Below are 14,850 nucleotides of genomic sequence, written 5' to 3' on the forward strand. Positions count from 1 at the left end.
CTCAACGGACAAATTATAATGGCTCAGATAAAAAAAACTAATAGGTTAAACGTTGTTTCCTATTTGTTAAATTCAGTTAACATCTAAGCCAGATAACCATGTCAAAGCGATTGCCACCCCTTAATGCATTACGCGTTTTTGATGCAGCAGCACGTCACCTCAGCTTCACCCGTGCGGCAGATGAGCTTTTTGTGACACAGGCCGCAGTAAGTCACCAAATCAAGTCTCTGGAGGATTTCCTGGGCCTTAAGCTATTTCGTCGACGCAATCGTTCATTGCTGTTGACTGAAGAGGGGCAGAGCTATTTTCAGGATATTAAAGAGATTTTTTCCCAGCTTACGGAAGCCACGCGCAAGCTGCAGGCCCGCAGTGCAAAAGGTGCCCTGACTGTCAGTTTATTGCCCAGTTTTGCCATTCAATGGCTGGTGCCAAGACTCTCAAGCTTTAACTCAGCTTATCCGGGGATCGACGTTCGAATCCAGGCGGTGGATCGTCAGGAAGACAAGCTGGCCGATGATGTGGATGTCGCCATTTTTTACGGTCGAGGTAACTGGCCGGGCTTGCGTGTCGAAAAATTATACGCAGAATATCTGCTGCCGGTCTGCTCGCCTTTGCTGTTAACGGGCGACAAAGCGCTGAAGACACCCGCTGACCTGGCGCAGCATACGCTTTTACATGATGCCTCTCGCCGCGACTGGCAAACGTATACCCGTCAATTAGGTCTAAGTCATATAAACGTGCAGCAGGGGCCCATTTTTAGCCACAGTGCGATGGTGCTACAGGCTGCCATTCACGGGCAGGGCGTGGCGTTGGCTAACAACGTGATGGCGCAGTCCGAAATTGAGGCTGGCCGTCTGGTTTGCCCGTTTAATGACGTACTGGTCAGCAAAAATGCATTTTATCTGGTTTGTCATGACAGTCAGGCAGAACTGGGTAAAATAGCCGCCTTCCGGCAGTGGATACTGGCAAAGGCGGCAAGCGAGCAAGAGAAATTCCGCTTCAGGTATGAACAATAACGTTTGTGTGCCGGGCACGCATTAATTCAGGACTTAAACATGACCAGCCGATTCATGCTTATTTTTGCCGCGGTGAGTGGCTTTATTTTTGTTGCACTGGGCGCCTTTGGCGCACATGTATTGAGTAAGTCGTTGGGTGCTGTCGAGATGGGCTGGATCCAGACCGGCCTTGAATACCAGGCGTTCCATACGCTGGCTATTTTCGGACTGGCGGTGGCGATGCAGCGTCGGATCAGCATCTGGTTTTACTGGAGCAGCGTTTTTCTGGCGCTGGGTACAGTGCTGTTCAGCGGCAGCCTCTACTGTCTGGCACTTTCACATCTGCGCCTGTGGGCGTTTGTTACACCCGTCGGCGGCGTCAGCTTCCTGGTGGGGTGGGTATTAATGTTTATCGGAGCTATCCGTCTGAAACGCAAGGGCGTTGTTCATGAATAAAGTTGTTTTATATTGTCGCCCGGGGTTTGAGAAAGAGTGCGCCGCGGAAATTACCGATAAAGCGGCGAAGCGCGACGTCTTCGGCTTTGCCCGCGTGAAAGAGAATGCGGGCTATGTGGTCTTTGAATGCTATCAGCCCGAAGATGCGGATAAGCTGGCGCGCGAACTGCCGTTTAGTTCGTTGATCTTCGCTCGTCAGATGTTTGTGGCGGGTGAGCTCTTGAAAGACCTTCCCCCGGAAGACCGCATCACGCCAATTGTCGGCATGCTGCAGGGCGTAGTGGAGAAGGGCGGCGATCTGCGCGTGGAAGTGGCGGATACTAACGAAAGTAAAGAGCTGATGAAGTTCTGCCGCAAATTTACCGTGCCGCTGCGCGCGGCGCTGCGTGATGCGGGCGTGCTGACGAACTACGAAACGCCGAAGCGTCCGGTAGTACACATCTTCTTTATCGCTCCGGGCTGCTGTTATGCCGGCTATTCGTATACCAACAATAATTCGCCATTCTATATGGGGATCCCGCGTCTGAAGTTCCCGTCGGATGCACCGAGCCGCTCAACCCTGAAGCTGGAAGAGGCCTTCCACGTCTTTATCCCGGCCGATGAGTGGGACGAGCGTCTGGCTAACGGTATGTATGCCGTCGATCTTGGCGCGTGCCCGGGCGGCTGGACCTATCAGCTGGTGAAACGCAATATGTGGGTATCGTCTGTTGATAACGGCCCAATGGCGCAAAGCCTGATGGACACCGGGCAGGTAACCTGGCTGCGTGAAGACGGTTTCCGCTATCGTCCGACCCGTAACAACATCTCCTGGATGGTGTGCGACATGGTTGAGAAGCCAGCAAAAGTGGCCGCGCTGATGGCCTCCTGGCTGGTGAACGGCTGGTGCCGCGAGACCATTTTCAACCTCAAGCTGCCGATGAAAAAGCGCTACGAGGAGGTCTCCCAGAACCTGGCCTACATCCAGGCGCAACTGGATGAGCACGGTATTAACGTGGAGATCCAGGCACGTCAGCTATATCACGATCGCGAAGAGGTGACGGTACATATTCGTCGCTGGTGGGCGGCAGTAGGCGGGCGTCGCGACGAGCGATAGCGCGCGCTTTGTTTTGCCCGGTGGCGCTGTGCTTGCCGGGCCAACAAAACCGTGAACCGTTTAACGCTCTAACCGCAACTGCTGCAAGTTCCCGTCCAGCTGTAAATCCGTCTGTAACGTCGCCACATCCCGACAGATAAACGCCATCTCTTTGTGCGCCTCCAGCTTTTTGCGCCATTTTTCCGGCACGTCATCCAGCCTGGCGTATATCCCCTCCAGACTCTGAAAATCTGTCAGCAGCTGGGCGGCGCTCTTCGGCCCGATGCCCGCGACCCCCGGTACCTTCGAGCTGCTTATCCCCGCCAGTCCCCAGTAGTCAGGCAGTTGATCTGGTGAGACGCCAAACTCGCTGGCAATAAATGGCGCGTCCAGCCAGCGTTTCTGGAAGTAATCGCGGATGCGGATGGTGGGAGAGAGAAGCTGGCAGTAGCCTTTGTCCGTTGAAACGATAGTGGCCTGATGTCCGGCACTCGCTACCTTGACCGCAAGCGTCGCGGCCAGATCGTCAGCTTCGTTGCCGTGCGCGCCCCAGCAGGGAACGCCGCGTTGTTCAAAGGCCGCGCGAATAACGGGCATTTCGGCATGCAGGTCGTCCGGCATCGGCGCGCGTCCGGCCTTGTAGTCAGGGAGACGCTGGTGTCGCCAACCGCTGTTCCGCGCTTCGTCATCAAACACCGCCACTGCATGGGTAGGTTCGCTATGGCGAATAAGCTGCTCCAGCGCGTGCAGGCAAGTGTCCTTACAGGGCGTGCCCTGTACCGCATGGATACGGCGAATCAGGTTGAGCGCGTCGACGATAAGTAAATGAACAGCCACAGATAATCTCCCTTAAAGCTAATGGGTAAAGGGTATCACTGTCAGCGGGTTGAAACGAATAGCGTGAGGGAAAACAGGAAGAAGCCTCGCAAAACGAGGCTTCCTGAGAGGCTTAATCGCAGGTCACGATCTTCATCGCCAGGCCGCCGCGAGAGGTTTCGCGGTATTTGGCGTTCATATCTTTGCCTGTTTCGTACATGGTTTCGATAACTTTATCGAGGCAGACGCGCGGTTCGCTGGTGCGGCGCAGGGCCATACGTGCCGCGTTCACCGCCTTCACGGAGGCGATCGCGTTACGCTCGATGCACGGTACCTGTACCTGCCCGGCAACCGGGTCACAGGTCAGACCCAGGTTATGCTCCATGCCGATTTCCGCCGCAATGCACACCTGAGCCGGGCTGGCGCCCAGCAGTTCAGCCAGACCCGCCGCCGCCATGGAGCAGGCCACGCCGACTTCACCCTGGCAGCCTACTTCCGCACCGGAAATCGACGCGTTCATCTTATACAGAGAACCAATCGCGCTGGCGACCAGCAGGTAGCGCGCCAGAGAGTTGGCGTTGACCTCACGGATAAACTTGTCGTAGTACGCCAGCACGGCCGGAACGATACCGCATGCGCCGTTGGTCGGCGCGGTGACCACGCGGCCCCCTGCGGCGTTCTCTTCATTCACCGCCAGGGCGAACATGTTAATCCAATCCACGACGGCCATAGGGTCGGTAGTCGTTTTGTCGGTGCTCACCAGCATACGGCGCAGCGCCGCCGCACGACGCGGTACGCGAAGCTTGCCAGGCAGAACGCCTTCGGTAGTGATCCCGCGCTCAATACCGCCGCGCATCACTTCCCAGACGCTGGTGAAGTGCTGTTCAAGTTCCTCTTTGCTGTGAAGGGCCAGCTCGTTTTTCATCATTAGACCAGAGAGGGAAAGCCCCGTCTCCTGGCAGTGACGCTGAAGATCCGCCGCCGTTTTGTACGGATACGGCACTTCAACAGAAGAGGTACTGGTTTGACCAAAGTGGTCTTCGTCGACGATAAAACCGCCGCCGATAGAGTAATACGTCTGGCTGTAAACCGCTTTGTCGCCGGCCAACGCGGTAATGCGCATGCCGTTTTCGTGCAGCGACAGGTTGTCCGCATGGAAATTCATGCAATGGTCAACCGGGAATTCAACCTCATGCTCACCGTTCGCCAGCAGCAAACGACCGTGGGTGTTCACATCCTGGATGAATCCAGGGATCGCATCAATATCAACGGTATCCGGCAGGTTCCCCGCCAGGCCCATGATAATGGCGATATCGGTATGGTGGCCTTTCCCGGTCAGAGAAAGGGAACCGTAAACATCGACAACCACGCGGGTAACGTCATGCAAGATGCCGCGTGCAATCAAGTCGTCCGTGAACTGCTTACCGGCTTTCATTGGTCCGACGGTGTGAGAGCTGGAAGGACCAATACCGATTTTGAAGATATCGAATACGCTAATCATGATGCGTCCATTGCTTTCAGTCAGAGAGGGAGGAGTGCGCCGTCCGAAGACGGCGCGGGTGACAATCAGAACATGGTGTACAGGGAGTAGAAGATCGCAGAGATAGCGATAAGACCCATGATAACCACGAAGACATTACTCACATGGCCGCTGTACTTACGCATGGCTGGCACTTTCTGAATCGCATACATCGGCATCAGGAACAGAATCATCGCGATGACCGGGCCACCCAGCGTTTCAATCATACCCAGGATGCTTGGGTTCAGGGTCGCTACCGCCCAGGTGGTGAGCAGCATGAACAGCGCAGTGATTTTATTCAGCTTGCTGATTTCAATGCTCTTGCCTTTACCACGCAGAGATTTAATCACCATACCGTTGAAGCCTTCGCGTGCGCCCAGGTAGTGGCCCAGGAAGGATTTGGTGATGGCGATCATCGCGATGATCGGTGCCATCCACGCAATCAGCGGTGCGTTAAAGTGGTTCGCCAGGTAAGACAGAATAGAGATGTTCTGATCTTTCGCTGCCGCCAGGTCTGCCGGGGAGAGGCTCAGTACGCAGCTGAAGACGAAGAACATCACGGTCAGCACCATCATGATGTGAGCGCGAGCCAGGATGCTGGAGCACTTCTTCTCAGCGCCATTACCGTACTCTTCACGTTTCGCCACCGCGAAAGAGGAGATGATCGGGGAGTGGTTGAAGGAGAAGACCATGACCGGGATTGCCAGCCACAGGGTCATCAGCAGGCCGTTACCGGTTGCAGACGCGCTGCTCAGGGACAGCGTTTCCAGTGCGGCACCGTTCCACTGTGGGATCAGGTAGCAGGCCAGCAGCATCAGTGCAGCGACAAACGGGAATACCAGCACGCTCATGGCTTTCACAATCATCTGCTCACCGAAGCGCACGATGGTCATCATGCCGACAATCAGGATCAGAGACAGGATGGCACGCGGTGGTGGCGTCATGTGCAGCTGGTGCAACATGAAGCTTTCAACGGTGTTGGTGATGGCCACGCTGTAAACCAGCAGGATGGGATAAATCGCGAAGAAGTAGAGCAGGGTAATCAGTTTACCTGCACCCACGCCGAAGTGTTCTTCAACAACTTCAGTGATGTCTTCGCCCGGGTTTTTACCGGACAGCACGAAGCGGGTCAGACCGCGGTGTGCGAAGTAGGTCATCGGGAAGGCGATGATGGCCATGATGATCAGCGGAATCAGACCGCCGACGCCTGCGTTGATAGGAAGAAACAGTACACCAGCGCCGATTGCTGTGCCGTAAAGGCCAAGCATCCACATGGTATCCGTTTTGCGCCAACCACTTCGGGATTCAATCGAAGCAACGGTGCTGGTTTGAGTGGTTTCCATCTATATCTCCTGGAGGAAGCAAATTGTCAGGTTTCTAGTCAAATCCGATGAAAAAGTGCCTGACGGTAATATGAAATTCGTTCAGTGACGGTTTTTTAATAATTTTCGCCCGTAACTATTGGCGGGCGGAAAGATACATTCTCGTTATGAATCTATCAGTGATCCTGATCCCAAATGCAATAATCCACTTATGAAGTGGGCATCTTTAGACCATTTATCTGTTAAAAAAACATCAAAGAGAATTTACGCGCGCGCAGGCTATCACCAACGACATGTAAGCTAAAAGGGCGGCCCGCGAGATAGGTGTCTTTTGCTGTAAAGAAATGGCTTTTTAGGATTTTCTGGCGGGTAATTTAGATTAAGGCTGATAATTTGCGGTTGCTAATGCGAGGTAATCGTTTGCGTTTGCGGCGAGTTTGTTTAAGACATAAGTGATATCTATGAATTGATTCGGTAATAAAAAAGCCGGGACGCACAACAGGGCGTCCCGGCTTTAACGACAACAGACCAACCGTTAAGTGCAGATTTCGTAGCACGGAATATAGGCTGAGCCCGGCAACTTCATGCGGTGTTGGGCCACAAAGCCCTGAAGCATGTCATCCATGCGACGCATCATCTCCCGGTCACCGTGGATCTTGTACGGACCATACTGCTCAATCGCGCGAATGCCCATCTCTTTCACGTTCCCCGCGACAATCCCGGAGAAGGCGCGACGCAGATCGGCAGCCAGCACTTCCACCGGCTGGTCCGGGTAGAGTTTGAGGTTCGCCATATTTTCATGGGTAGGCTCAAACGGGATCTGCAGATCGGGCGCAATACGAATTGACCAGTTGAAGCTGTAAGCATCGCCGGTATCACGACGATTCTCTTTCACCAGCGGCATCGCTTTTTTCATCTGACGCGCCACTTCCGCCGCGTCATCGATGATGATGCGGTAGTGACGACGCGCGGTTTCTCCCAGCGTATGCACGATAAACTCGTCCAGCACGCGGAAGTAGTCTGCGCTCTCTTTTGGCCCGGTCAGGATCAGCGGCAGAACCTGATCTTTGTTGGCCGGGTTCATCAGAATACCCAGCAGATAGAGCAGCTCTTCCGCCGTGCCCACGCCGCCCGGGAAGATGATAATACCGTGCGCGATACGGACAAACGCCTCCAGGCGTTTCTCGATATCCGGCATGATAATCAGCTCGTTCACCAGTGGGTTAGGCGGCTCAGCGGCAATGATTGACGGCTCGGTCATGCCGATAAACCGTCCCTCTTTGTAACGCTGCTGCGCATGACCCACCGCGGCACCTTTCATTGGCGCTTCCATTGCCCCTGGACCACAGCCGGTACAGATATTTAGCTCACGCAGGCCAAGCTGCGTTCCTACCCGGCGGGCATAGAGATATTCGGTTTCGTTAATCGAGTGACCGCCCCAGCAGACCACCATGTTCGGGGCTTCGCCAACGTGCAGGGCACGTGCGTTGCGCAGAATAGAGAATACCAGGTTGGTAATATGGACCGAGCTTTCCAGATCGAGATGCTGGAAACGGCCTGCGTTGTGGATCTGCCCGTTAACAAACAGGATGTCACGCAGTACGGCAAACAGGTTGGCCTGAAGGGAACGAATGATACGCCCGTCAACAAAGGCCTCTTCTGGCGGGTTGATCACTTCCAGTTTCACGCCGCGCTCGCGGCGCAGCACGTTGATATCAAAGCTTTCGAAGCGGGACAGCAGTTCTTTACTGTTATCTGTCAGGCTTCCGGAGTTCAGTACGGCAAGTGAACAGTTACGAAACAATTGATACAAATCGCTGCTGGCCGTGCGTTTAAGCATGTCCACTTCCAGCTGCGACAACATATCCATTGAGCCAAGCGGGCTAATATGTGTAATCAAGTGAGCTCCTTATGGGACGATTATCGTCATTCCCTTTGATTACAATAGCCCTGGCGTGTGAGGTTTCACAACACTTCGGGCGGAATACCGCCCGCATATTGTGAAAAAATTTATATTATTGACGTACCAGGCGACCCGTCGCTGGCACAAAATCAGTGTTGGTGCGCCACGGGTTAATGTCCAGCCCACCACGTCGGGTATAGCGCGCGTAAACGCTCAACTTCTCTGGCTGGCAGAAACGCTGGATATCACTAAAAATACGCTCCACGCACTGCTCGTGGAATTCGTTGTGATGGCGGAACGACACCAGATAGCGCAGCAGCTTTTCGCGATCGATTTTCGGGCCGCGATACTGGATCTGTACCGAACCCCAGTCCGGCTGGTGGGTAATCAGACAGTTGGATTTCAGCAGATGGCTGACCAGCGTCTCTTCAACCACCTTGCCGCTCGCCGCGTTTTCGAGGTAATCGGCGCTGAATTCATAATTCTCCACCTCGATATCCTGATCGTCGATGCAGGTTCCGTTGAAGTGGGCGATCGGCTGCCCTTCCAGTTCGTGCAGGCGGTACAGCGAAACGCTGACCTGACCCTGAGCACAGGCGGTTAAATCGCGTTCCAGCGTCTGCTGAACCTCATCCCAGTGATTAAATTTGGTCTGGTTGAAACTGTTGAGATAGAGCTTAAAGCTCTTGGATTCCACCAGATTCTGGCTGGCGTAATCCAGCTCAACGTGTCCGACCGCCACCTGCGGCAGGCCGCGCGCGTTGAGCCAGGAGATTTCATACAGCGTCCAGATATCGCCGCCCACGAACGGCAGCGCGTCCGCGTGCAATCCCAGAGGATCGCGGTTCAGACTGCGCGGCACACCCTGCAGCAGGCTTGCATCGTAGGTATCGCGGTAATCGGTCGATTTACCCAGCGTTAAGCCGGTTAACGCCTGATGATTTTCGTAAGACATGTTTCATAGCCACTTTACAGGTACACTTATGGGCTGAGTTTATCCTGTCTTACAAGAAGAGAGAAATCGGTGGACATCGAAACTGCAAATGCCCTTACTACCTTCACGACCCGCTATTGCGATGCGTGGCATGAAAAGCATGGAACGTGGCCGCAAAGTGCTGAATTATATGGCGTACCGTCACCGTGCATTATCTCTTCTCAGGATGATTATGTTATCTGGCAGCCGAAGCCGAGTACCGCCGGGCAAAATGTAAATGCGGTTGAACGGGCTATGGAGATTGTGGTACAACCAGCGGTTCACGCGTTTTACGTCACGCAATTTGCAGGGGATATGCCCGCTCGCTTGGGTGATTTGACGCTGACGCTGTTGCAGACCTGGAGCGAAGACGATCTGCAGCGTGTTCAGGAAAACCTGATTGGTCATCTGGTCACGCAAAAACGCCTTAAGCTTTCTCCGACGCTCTTTATTGCTACGCTCGACAGTGACCTGGATGTGATTTCCGTCTGTAACCTGTCTGGCGAAGTGATTAAAGAGACCATCGGCACCCGCAATCGCGAGACCCTCGCCCCTTCACTTGCGGATTTCCTTACCCGACTTGAGCCTCTTCTGTAATCCATAATGCTACAGCGCGTGTGAGAGATCTCTTACAAGGTTTGTGAGAGATCGCTGGAACATTCAGTATTACCTCATTTAATTAAGATTAATATCACGCTGTTTTTCAATGGATTAGCTGTTTATCCCAGCTTTTATAGGGCTTTCTTACGTCTTACAACGCTCCCCTGGTGGGTTGTAAGACGAAGCGGAATAGCGGATTCTATCTCTGTCGACAGGACGCCGACACGAGAAACGAACATCAGGATGATGGCGTTTCTTACTCAGGACACGTCAGGATGACGCTGCAGGAAGGCTTCAGGATGAAGCAAAGGGATAACGCAGGACGCGTAAGGGACACCTCCAGGAAGGAGAACGAGAGCCGAACAGGACGGTCGGTGGGTCAGGAAGGCCAGGACGTTTCAGGATGAAACAAGCACGTCAGGAAGATGTGTGCAGGATGCGAAAGGTAGACGGATGACCAGCCCTTCGGGCATCAGGAAAAGTTGTCACGGATGAGCAGGGAGCACGAATTGTAGCTGGAATGCTGCGGAACGAACCGGGAGCACTGTTTTTACAGTGCTCCCTTTTTTTATTTCTGCCTCCCGCAATGCTATGCTGCGCGCCGTTCACTTTTTCAGTTGAGGTTACCATGACGCAACACGATAGCATTCGTGCTCAGTTGCACGCCATCGAAGCCCTTTTGCGCCAACATCAGCTGTGGCAAGAGACCGCGCCGCAGCCGGAAGCGTTCGCCAGCACCCAGCCATTTTGTCTGGATACCCTGGCCCCGTTCGAGTGGCTCCAGTGGGTGTTAATTCCGCGCATGCACGCGCTGCTGGAAGGCGGTCATCCGCTGCCGCAGGCGTTTGCGGTCTCTCCCTATTATGAAATGGCTCTTGAGGCGACGCACCCTGCGCGCGCGGTCATGCTGGTTGAGCTGGAAAAACTGGATGCCCTGTTTGCCGGTGAAGATGCATGACGCTTGAGATCCTCTATCAGGACGAGTGGCTGGTGGCGGTGAATAAACCGTCTGGCTGGCTGGTGCACCGCAGCTGGCTGGATCGCGACGAGAAAGTGGTCGTGATGCAGACCGTACGCGACCAGATTGGTCAGCATGTTTTTACCGCCCATCGTCTCGACAGACCGACCTCCGGCGTGCTGCTGATGGGGCTTTCCAGCGAGGCGGGACGTCTGCTGTCTCAGCAGTTCGAACAGCACCAGATCCAGAAACGCTACCACGCGATCGTGCGCGGCTGGCTGACGGACGCCGCCACGCTCGACTATCCGCTGGTAGAGGAGCTGGATAAAATCGCCGATAAATTTGCCCGCGATGACAAAGGCCCGCAGCCTGCCGTGACGGATTATCGCGGCATGGCGACCACGGAAATGCCGGTGGCAACCAGCAAATTCCCCACTACGCGCTACAGCCTGGTTGAGCTTTTGCCCAAAACCGGGCGTAAACACCAGCTGCGACGCCATCTTGCGCACCTGCGCCACCCGATTATTGGCGACAGCAAGCACGGCGATCTGCGCCAGAATCGCAGCGCGGCCGAGCATTTTGGCTGTAACAGACTGATGTTACACGCCAGCGAGCTTAGCCTGACCCACCCGTTTACCGGCGAACCGCTGAATATCCGTGCAGGGCTGGATGATGTCTGGATGCAGGCGCTGTCACAGTTTGGCTGGCTGGGGCAACTCCCCGAAAATGAAAGGGTTGAGTTTGTATCTGGCAACGTTCAGGATGAACAGTAAACGCATTCATAGGGAAAAATATCATGGCTGAAGTAGGCATTTTTGTCGGCACTATGTACGGCAACTCACTGCTGGTAGCGGAAGAGGCTGAGGCGATTCTGGCAAGCCAGGGCCATAAAGCCACGGTCTATGAAGACCCGGAACTGGCAGACTGGGAAAAGTACAAAGATAAATACATTCTGGTGGTGACGTCCACTACCGGGCAGGGCGATCTGCCGGACAGCATCGTGCCACTTTTCCAGGGCATTAAAGACCAGCTTGGCTATCAGCCGGACGTTCACTACGGCATCATTGCCCTGGGCGATAGCTCTTACGCAAACTTCTGCGGCGGCGGCAAGCAGTTTGATGCGCTCCTGCAGGAACAGAGCGCCCAGCGCGTCGGCGAGATGCTGCTGATTGATGCCGGTGAGCATCCTGAACCGGAAAGCGAATCGAACCCGTGGGTCGAGCAGTGGGCTACGCTCCTGAAATAGTTTTCCAGGCCGGGTCAGGCGAAGCCGCCACCCGGCAATACACTCCGCACCAAACCTCAATTCCGTGAACCACCTTCCACTTGCCTGGGCTTATGCCATAAACAACCGCTCGCACACCCTTTAATACTGTGTTTTTGCACGGTGAGAGAACGTGTTACTCCTTCATATACTTTTCCGGTCACTTATAAAACGGCTTCAGGCCGTACCAAAACGACAAAACACATCTCATTCTGATTACCCTACCGGTGCTGTACAGAATGAACCAGGCGAAAGCTATGTTTCAGGAGTGCAACAATGAGTACATTAAGCCACGCAGCGAGCAGCGCTGAGAAGCGCACGAATGCCCGCTACTGGATAGTGGTGATGCTGTTTATCGTCACATCCTTTAACTATGGTGACCGCGCCACGCTGTCGATTGCCGGCTCTGAAATGGCAAAAGATATCGGCCTTGATCCGGTGGGCATGGGTTACGTTTTCTCCGCATTCTCATGGGCCTACGTCATCGGGCAAATTCCAGGCGGCTGGCTTCTGGACCGTTTTGGCTCTAAACGTGTCTATTTCTGGTCCATCTTTATCTGGTCTGCATTTACACTTTTGCAGGGCTTTGTCGATGTTTTCAACGGTTTTGGCATTATCGTCGCGCTCTTTACGCTGCGCTTCCTGGTAGGCCTGGCAGAAGCGCCTTCCTTCCCGGGAAACAGTCGTATTGTCGCGGCCTGGTTCCCGGCGCAGGAGAGGGGAACGGCGGTGGCGATTTTTAACTCCGCCCAATATTTCGCCACGGTGATCTTCGCACCCATTATGGGCTGGCTGACGCACGAAGTGGGCTGGTCGCACGTCTTCTTCTTTATGGGCGGGCTAGGGATCATCATTAGCTTCGTCTGGCTGAAAGTGATCCACGAACCGAATCAGCATCCTGGCGTAAACAAGAAAGAGCTGGAGTACATTGCTGAAGGTGGTGCGCTGATCAACATGGATCAGAAGTCCGGGAAAGTAAAAGTCCCTTTCAGCCAGAAATGGGCGCAGATCAAACAGCTTGTCGGTACGCGGATGATGATCGGCATCTATCTGGGCCAGTACTGTATCAACGCGCTAACCTACTTTTTCATCACCTGGTTCCCGGTGTACCTGGTGCAGGCGCGAGGTATGTCGATCCTGAAAGCGGGATTTGTTGCTTCGATCCCGGCGATCTGCGGCTTTATCGGTGGCGTGCTCGGCGGGGTGATATCCGACTGGCTGATGCGCCGCACCGGATCGCTGAAAATCGCGCGTAAAACGCCGATTGTGCTCGGCATGTTGCTCTCCATGACCATGGTGTTCTGCAACTACGTCAGCGCCGAGTGGATGGTTATCGGCTTTATGGCGATGGCCTTCTTCGGCAAAGGCATTGGCGCGCTGGGCTGGGCGGTGATGGCGGATACCGCGCCAAAAGAGATCAGCGGCCTGAGCGGCGGTCTTTTCAACATGTTCGGCAACATTTCCGGGATTGTTACGCCAATCGCGATTGGCTACATCGTTGGTACGACGGGGTCGTTCAACGGTGCACTGATCTACGTCGGCGTGCATGCGCTGGTGGCAGTCCTGAGTTACCTGGTGCTGGTGGGGGATATCAAACGTATTGAACTCAAACCCGTAGTGGAGCGTGGCTGATGACAACGCAATCAAGCCCCATCGTGACTGAAATGAACGTTATTCCCGTGGCCGGGCAGGACAGCATGCTGCTCAATATTGGCGGCGCGCACAATGCGTGGTTTACCCGCAATATCGTGGTGTTGACTGATAGCGCAGGAAATACTGGCGTGGGTGAGGCGCCTGGCGGGGAGGTGATCTACCAGACCCTGGTCGATGCAATTCCGCAGGTGGTGGGCCAGGAGGTTGCCCGCCTGAACAAGGTGGTTCAACGGGTGCATAAGGGCAATCAGTCGGCAGATTTTGATACCTTCGGTAAAGGAGCCTGGACGTTTGAGCTGCGCGTCAACGCGGTGGCCGCGCTGGAGGCCGCCCTGCTTGATTTACTGGGTAAGGCGCTGAATGTCCCGGTCTGCGAGCTGCTGGGGCCGGGCAAACAGCGTGATGCCGTCACCGTGCTGGGCTATCTGTTCTACGTGGGCGATCGCACGAAAACCGATCTCCCCTATCTGGCGCAATCACCGGGTAACCACGACTGGTATCAGCTGCGCCACCAGCAAGCCCTTACCCGCGACGCGGTGGTCCGCCTGGCCGAGGCGGCTCAGGATCGCTACGGCTTCAAAGATTTCAAGCTCAAGGGTGGCGTGCTGCCCGGTGAGCAGGAGATTGAAACCGCCCGGGCGTTGAAAAAACGTTTCCCGGAGGCGCGTATCACCGTTGACCCTAACGGCGCCTGGCTGCTGGAGGAAGCCATCAGCCTGTGCAAAGGTCTGGGAGACGTGCTGACCTACGCAGAAGACCCGTGTGGCGCGGAGCAGGGCTTCTCTGGCCGTGAAGTCATGGCCGAATTCCGCCGTGCCACCGGCTTACCGGTCGCCACCAATATGATTGCCACTAACTGGCGCGAAATGGGTCATGCGGTGATGCTGAACGCCGTCGATATTCCGCTGGCGGACCCGCACTTCTGGACGCTCTCCGGCGCGGTGCGTGTGGCGCAGCTGTGCGATGACTGGGGACTGACCTGGGGCTGCCACTCCAACAATCACTTCGACATTTCGCTGGCGATGTTCACCCACGTTGGTGCCGCGGCACCTGGAAATCCGACCGCTATCGACACCCACTGGATTTGGCAGGAAGGCGAAGCCCGCCTGACGAAAAATCCGCTGGAAATCAAAAATGGCAAGATTGCTGTACCCGATGCGCCGGGCCTGGGCGTGGAGCTTGACTGGGATCAGCTTCATAAAGCCCACGAGGCGTATAAAAAGCTACCGGGCGGTGCGCGTAATGACGCAGGCCCGATGCAATACCTTATTCCCGGCTGGACATTTGACCGTAAGCGCCCTGTTTTTGGACGTCACTGA

General features: G+C 55.0%; 14 protein-coding genes. 9 read left to right on the forward strand and 5 right to left on the reverse strand.

The annotated features are described in order from the left end of the window. Positions 1 to 98: 98 nt before the first annotated feature. Genes gcvA through rlmM form a run of 3 tightly spaced genes read left to right on the forward strand, consistent with a single transcriptional unit; the run spans position 99 to position 2,544 of the window. The gene (gene gcvA / locus ACOTXR_RS10955; protein ID WP_014885066.1) at positions 99 to 1,016 is read left to right on the forward strand and encodes a glycine cleavage system transcriptional regulator GcvA; all 918 of its coding nucleotides are present in this window, start codon (positions 99 to 101) and stop codon (positions 1,014 to 1,016) included. Between the two features lie 39 nt (positions 1,017 to 1,055). Next, entirely contained in the window at positions 1,056 to 1,451 is a 396-nt protein-coding gene (locus ACOTXR_RS10960; RefSeq protein ID WP_014885065.1) for a DUF423 domain-containing protein, read from the forward strand. Beyond that, positions 1,444 to 2,544 (forward strand): 23S rRNA (cytidine(2498)-2'-O)-methyltransferase RlmM, encoded by a 1,101-nt coding sequence (rlmM, locus tag ACOTXR_RS10965; RefSeq protein WP_014885064.1) that lies wholly within the window; start codon positions 1,444 to 1,446, stop codon positions 2,542 to 2,544. Before ACOTXR_RS10960 ends, rlmM begins: the two co-directional genes overlap by 8 nt. Positions 2,545 to 2,604: 60 nt before the next feature. Here rlmM and xni read toward each other — a convergent pair whose 3' ends face one another. The 5 genes from xni to queF all read right to left on the reverse strand — a co-directional run bounded on the left by xni (position 2,605) and on the right by queF (position 9,038). Beyond that, entirely contained in the window at positions 2,605 to 3,360 is a 756-nt protein-coding gene (gene xni, locus ACOTXR_RS10970) for a flap endonuclease Xni (protein WP_023337708.1), read from the reverse strand. 112 nt (positions 3,361 to 3,472) lie between these two features. Then, complete coding sequence (sdaB, locus tag ACOTXR_RS10975; RefSeq protein ID WP_014885062.1) at positions 3,473 to 4,840, reverse strand: L-serine ammonia-lyase II; 1,368 nt, start codon at positions 4,838 to 4,840, stop codon at positions 3,473 to 3,475. 65 nt (positions 4,841 to 4,905) lie between these two features. Then, complete coding sequence (locus ACOTXR_RS10980; protein WP_014885061.1) at positions 4,906 to 6,201, reverse strand: HAAAP family serine/threonine permease; 1,296 nt, start codon at positions 6,199 to 6,201, stop codon at positions 4,906 to 4,908. Positions 6,202 to 6,715: 514 nt separating this feature from the next. Beyond that, the gene (ppnN, locus tag ACOTXR_RS10985) at positions 6,716 to 8,080 is read right to left on the reverse strand and encodes a nucleotide 5'-monophosphate nucleosidase PpnN (protein ID WP_014885060.1); all 1,365 of its coding nucleotides are present in this window, start codon (positions 8,078 to 8,080) and stop codon (positions 6,716 to 6,718) included. Positions 8,081 to 8,195: 115 nt separating this feature from the next. Then, on the reverse strand, positions 8,196 to 9,038 hold the full coding sequence (gene queF / locus ACOTXR_RS10990; RefSeq protein WP_014885059.1) for an NADPH-dependent 7-cyano-7-deazaguanine reductase QueF: 843 nt from the start codon (positions 9,036 to 9,038) through the stop codon (positions 8,196 to 8,198). 69 nt (positions 9,039 to 9,107) lie between these two features. On the opposite strand from queF, the gene syd reads away from it, so the two are divergent. The 6 genes from syd (at position 9,108) to ACOTXR_RS11020 (ending at position 14,850) form a co-directional block, all read left to right on the forward strand. After that, positions 9,108 to 9,653 (forward strand): SecY-interacting protein, encoded by a 546-nt coding sequence (syd, locus tag ACOTXR_RS10995; RefSeq protein WP_032635665.1) that lies wholly within the window; start codon positions 9,108 to 9,110, stop codon positions 9,651 to 9,653. A 631-nt stretch (positions 9,654 to 10,284) separates the two neighbouring features. Next, positions 10,285 to 10,614, forward strand: a complete 330-nt coding sequence (locus ACOTXR_RS11000) for a YqcC family protein (protein ID WP_014885057.1) — start codon at positions 10,285 to 10,287, stop codon at positions 10,612 to 10,614. Next, on the forward strand, positions 10,611 to 11,387 hold the full coding sequence (gene truC / locus ACOTXR_RS11005; RefSeq protein ID WP_023331205.1) for a tRNA pseudouridine(65) synthase TruC: 777 nt from the start codon (positions 10,611 to 10,613) through the stop codon (positions 11,385 to 11,387). The genes ACOTXR_RS11000 and truC overlap by 4 nt, the downstream gene beginning before the upstream one ends. A 23-nt stretch (positions 11,388 to 11,410) precedes the next feature. Then, a complete protein-coding gene (locus tag ACOTXR_RS11010; protein ID WP_023337703.1) occupies positions 11,411 to 11,860 on the forward strand; it encodes a flavodoxin in 450 nt (149 codons plus the stop codon). A gap of 294 nt (positions 11,861 to 12,154) precedes the next feature. Next, the gene (locus ACOTXR_RS11015; protein WP_058690179.1) at positions 12,155 to 13,510 is read left to right on the forward strand and encodes an MFS transporter; all 1,356 of its coding nucleotides are present in this window, start codon (positions 12,155 to 12,157) and stop codon (positions 13,508 to 13,510) included. Next, positions 13,510 to 14,850: an enolase C-terminal domain-like protein gene (locus tag ACOTXR_RS11020; RefSeq protein WP_058690180.1), complete on the forward strand. Its 1,341-nt coding sequence runs from the start codon at positions 13,510 to 13,512 to the stop codon at positions 14,848 to 14,850. The genes ACOTXR_RS11015 and ACOTXR_RS11020 overlap by 1 nt, the downstream gene beginning before the upstream one ends.

This window comes from Enterobacter cloacae complex sp. IR53030, from assembly GCF_049238365.1.
GTDB classification, from domain to species: domain Bacteria; phylum Pseudomonadota; class Gammaproteobacteria; order Enterobacterales; family Enterobacteriaceae; genus Enterobacter; species Enterobacter kobei.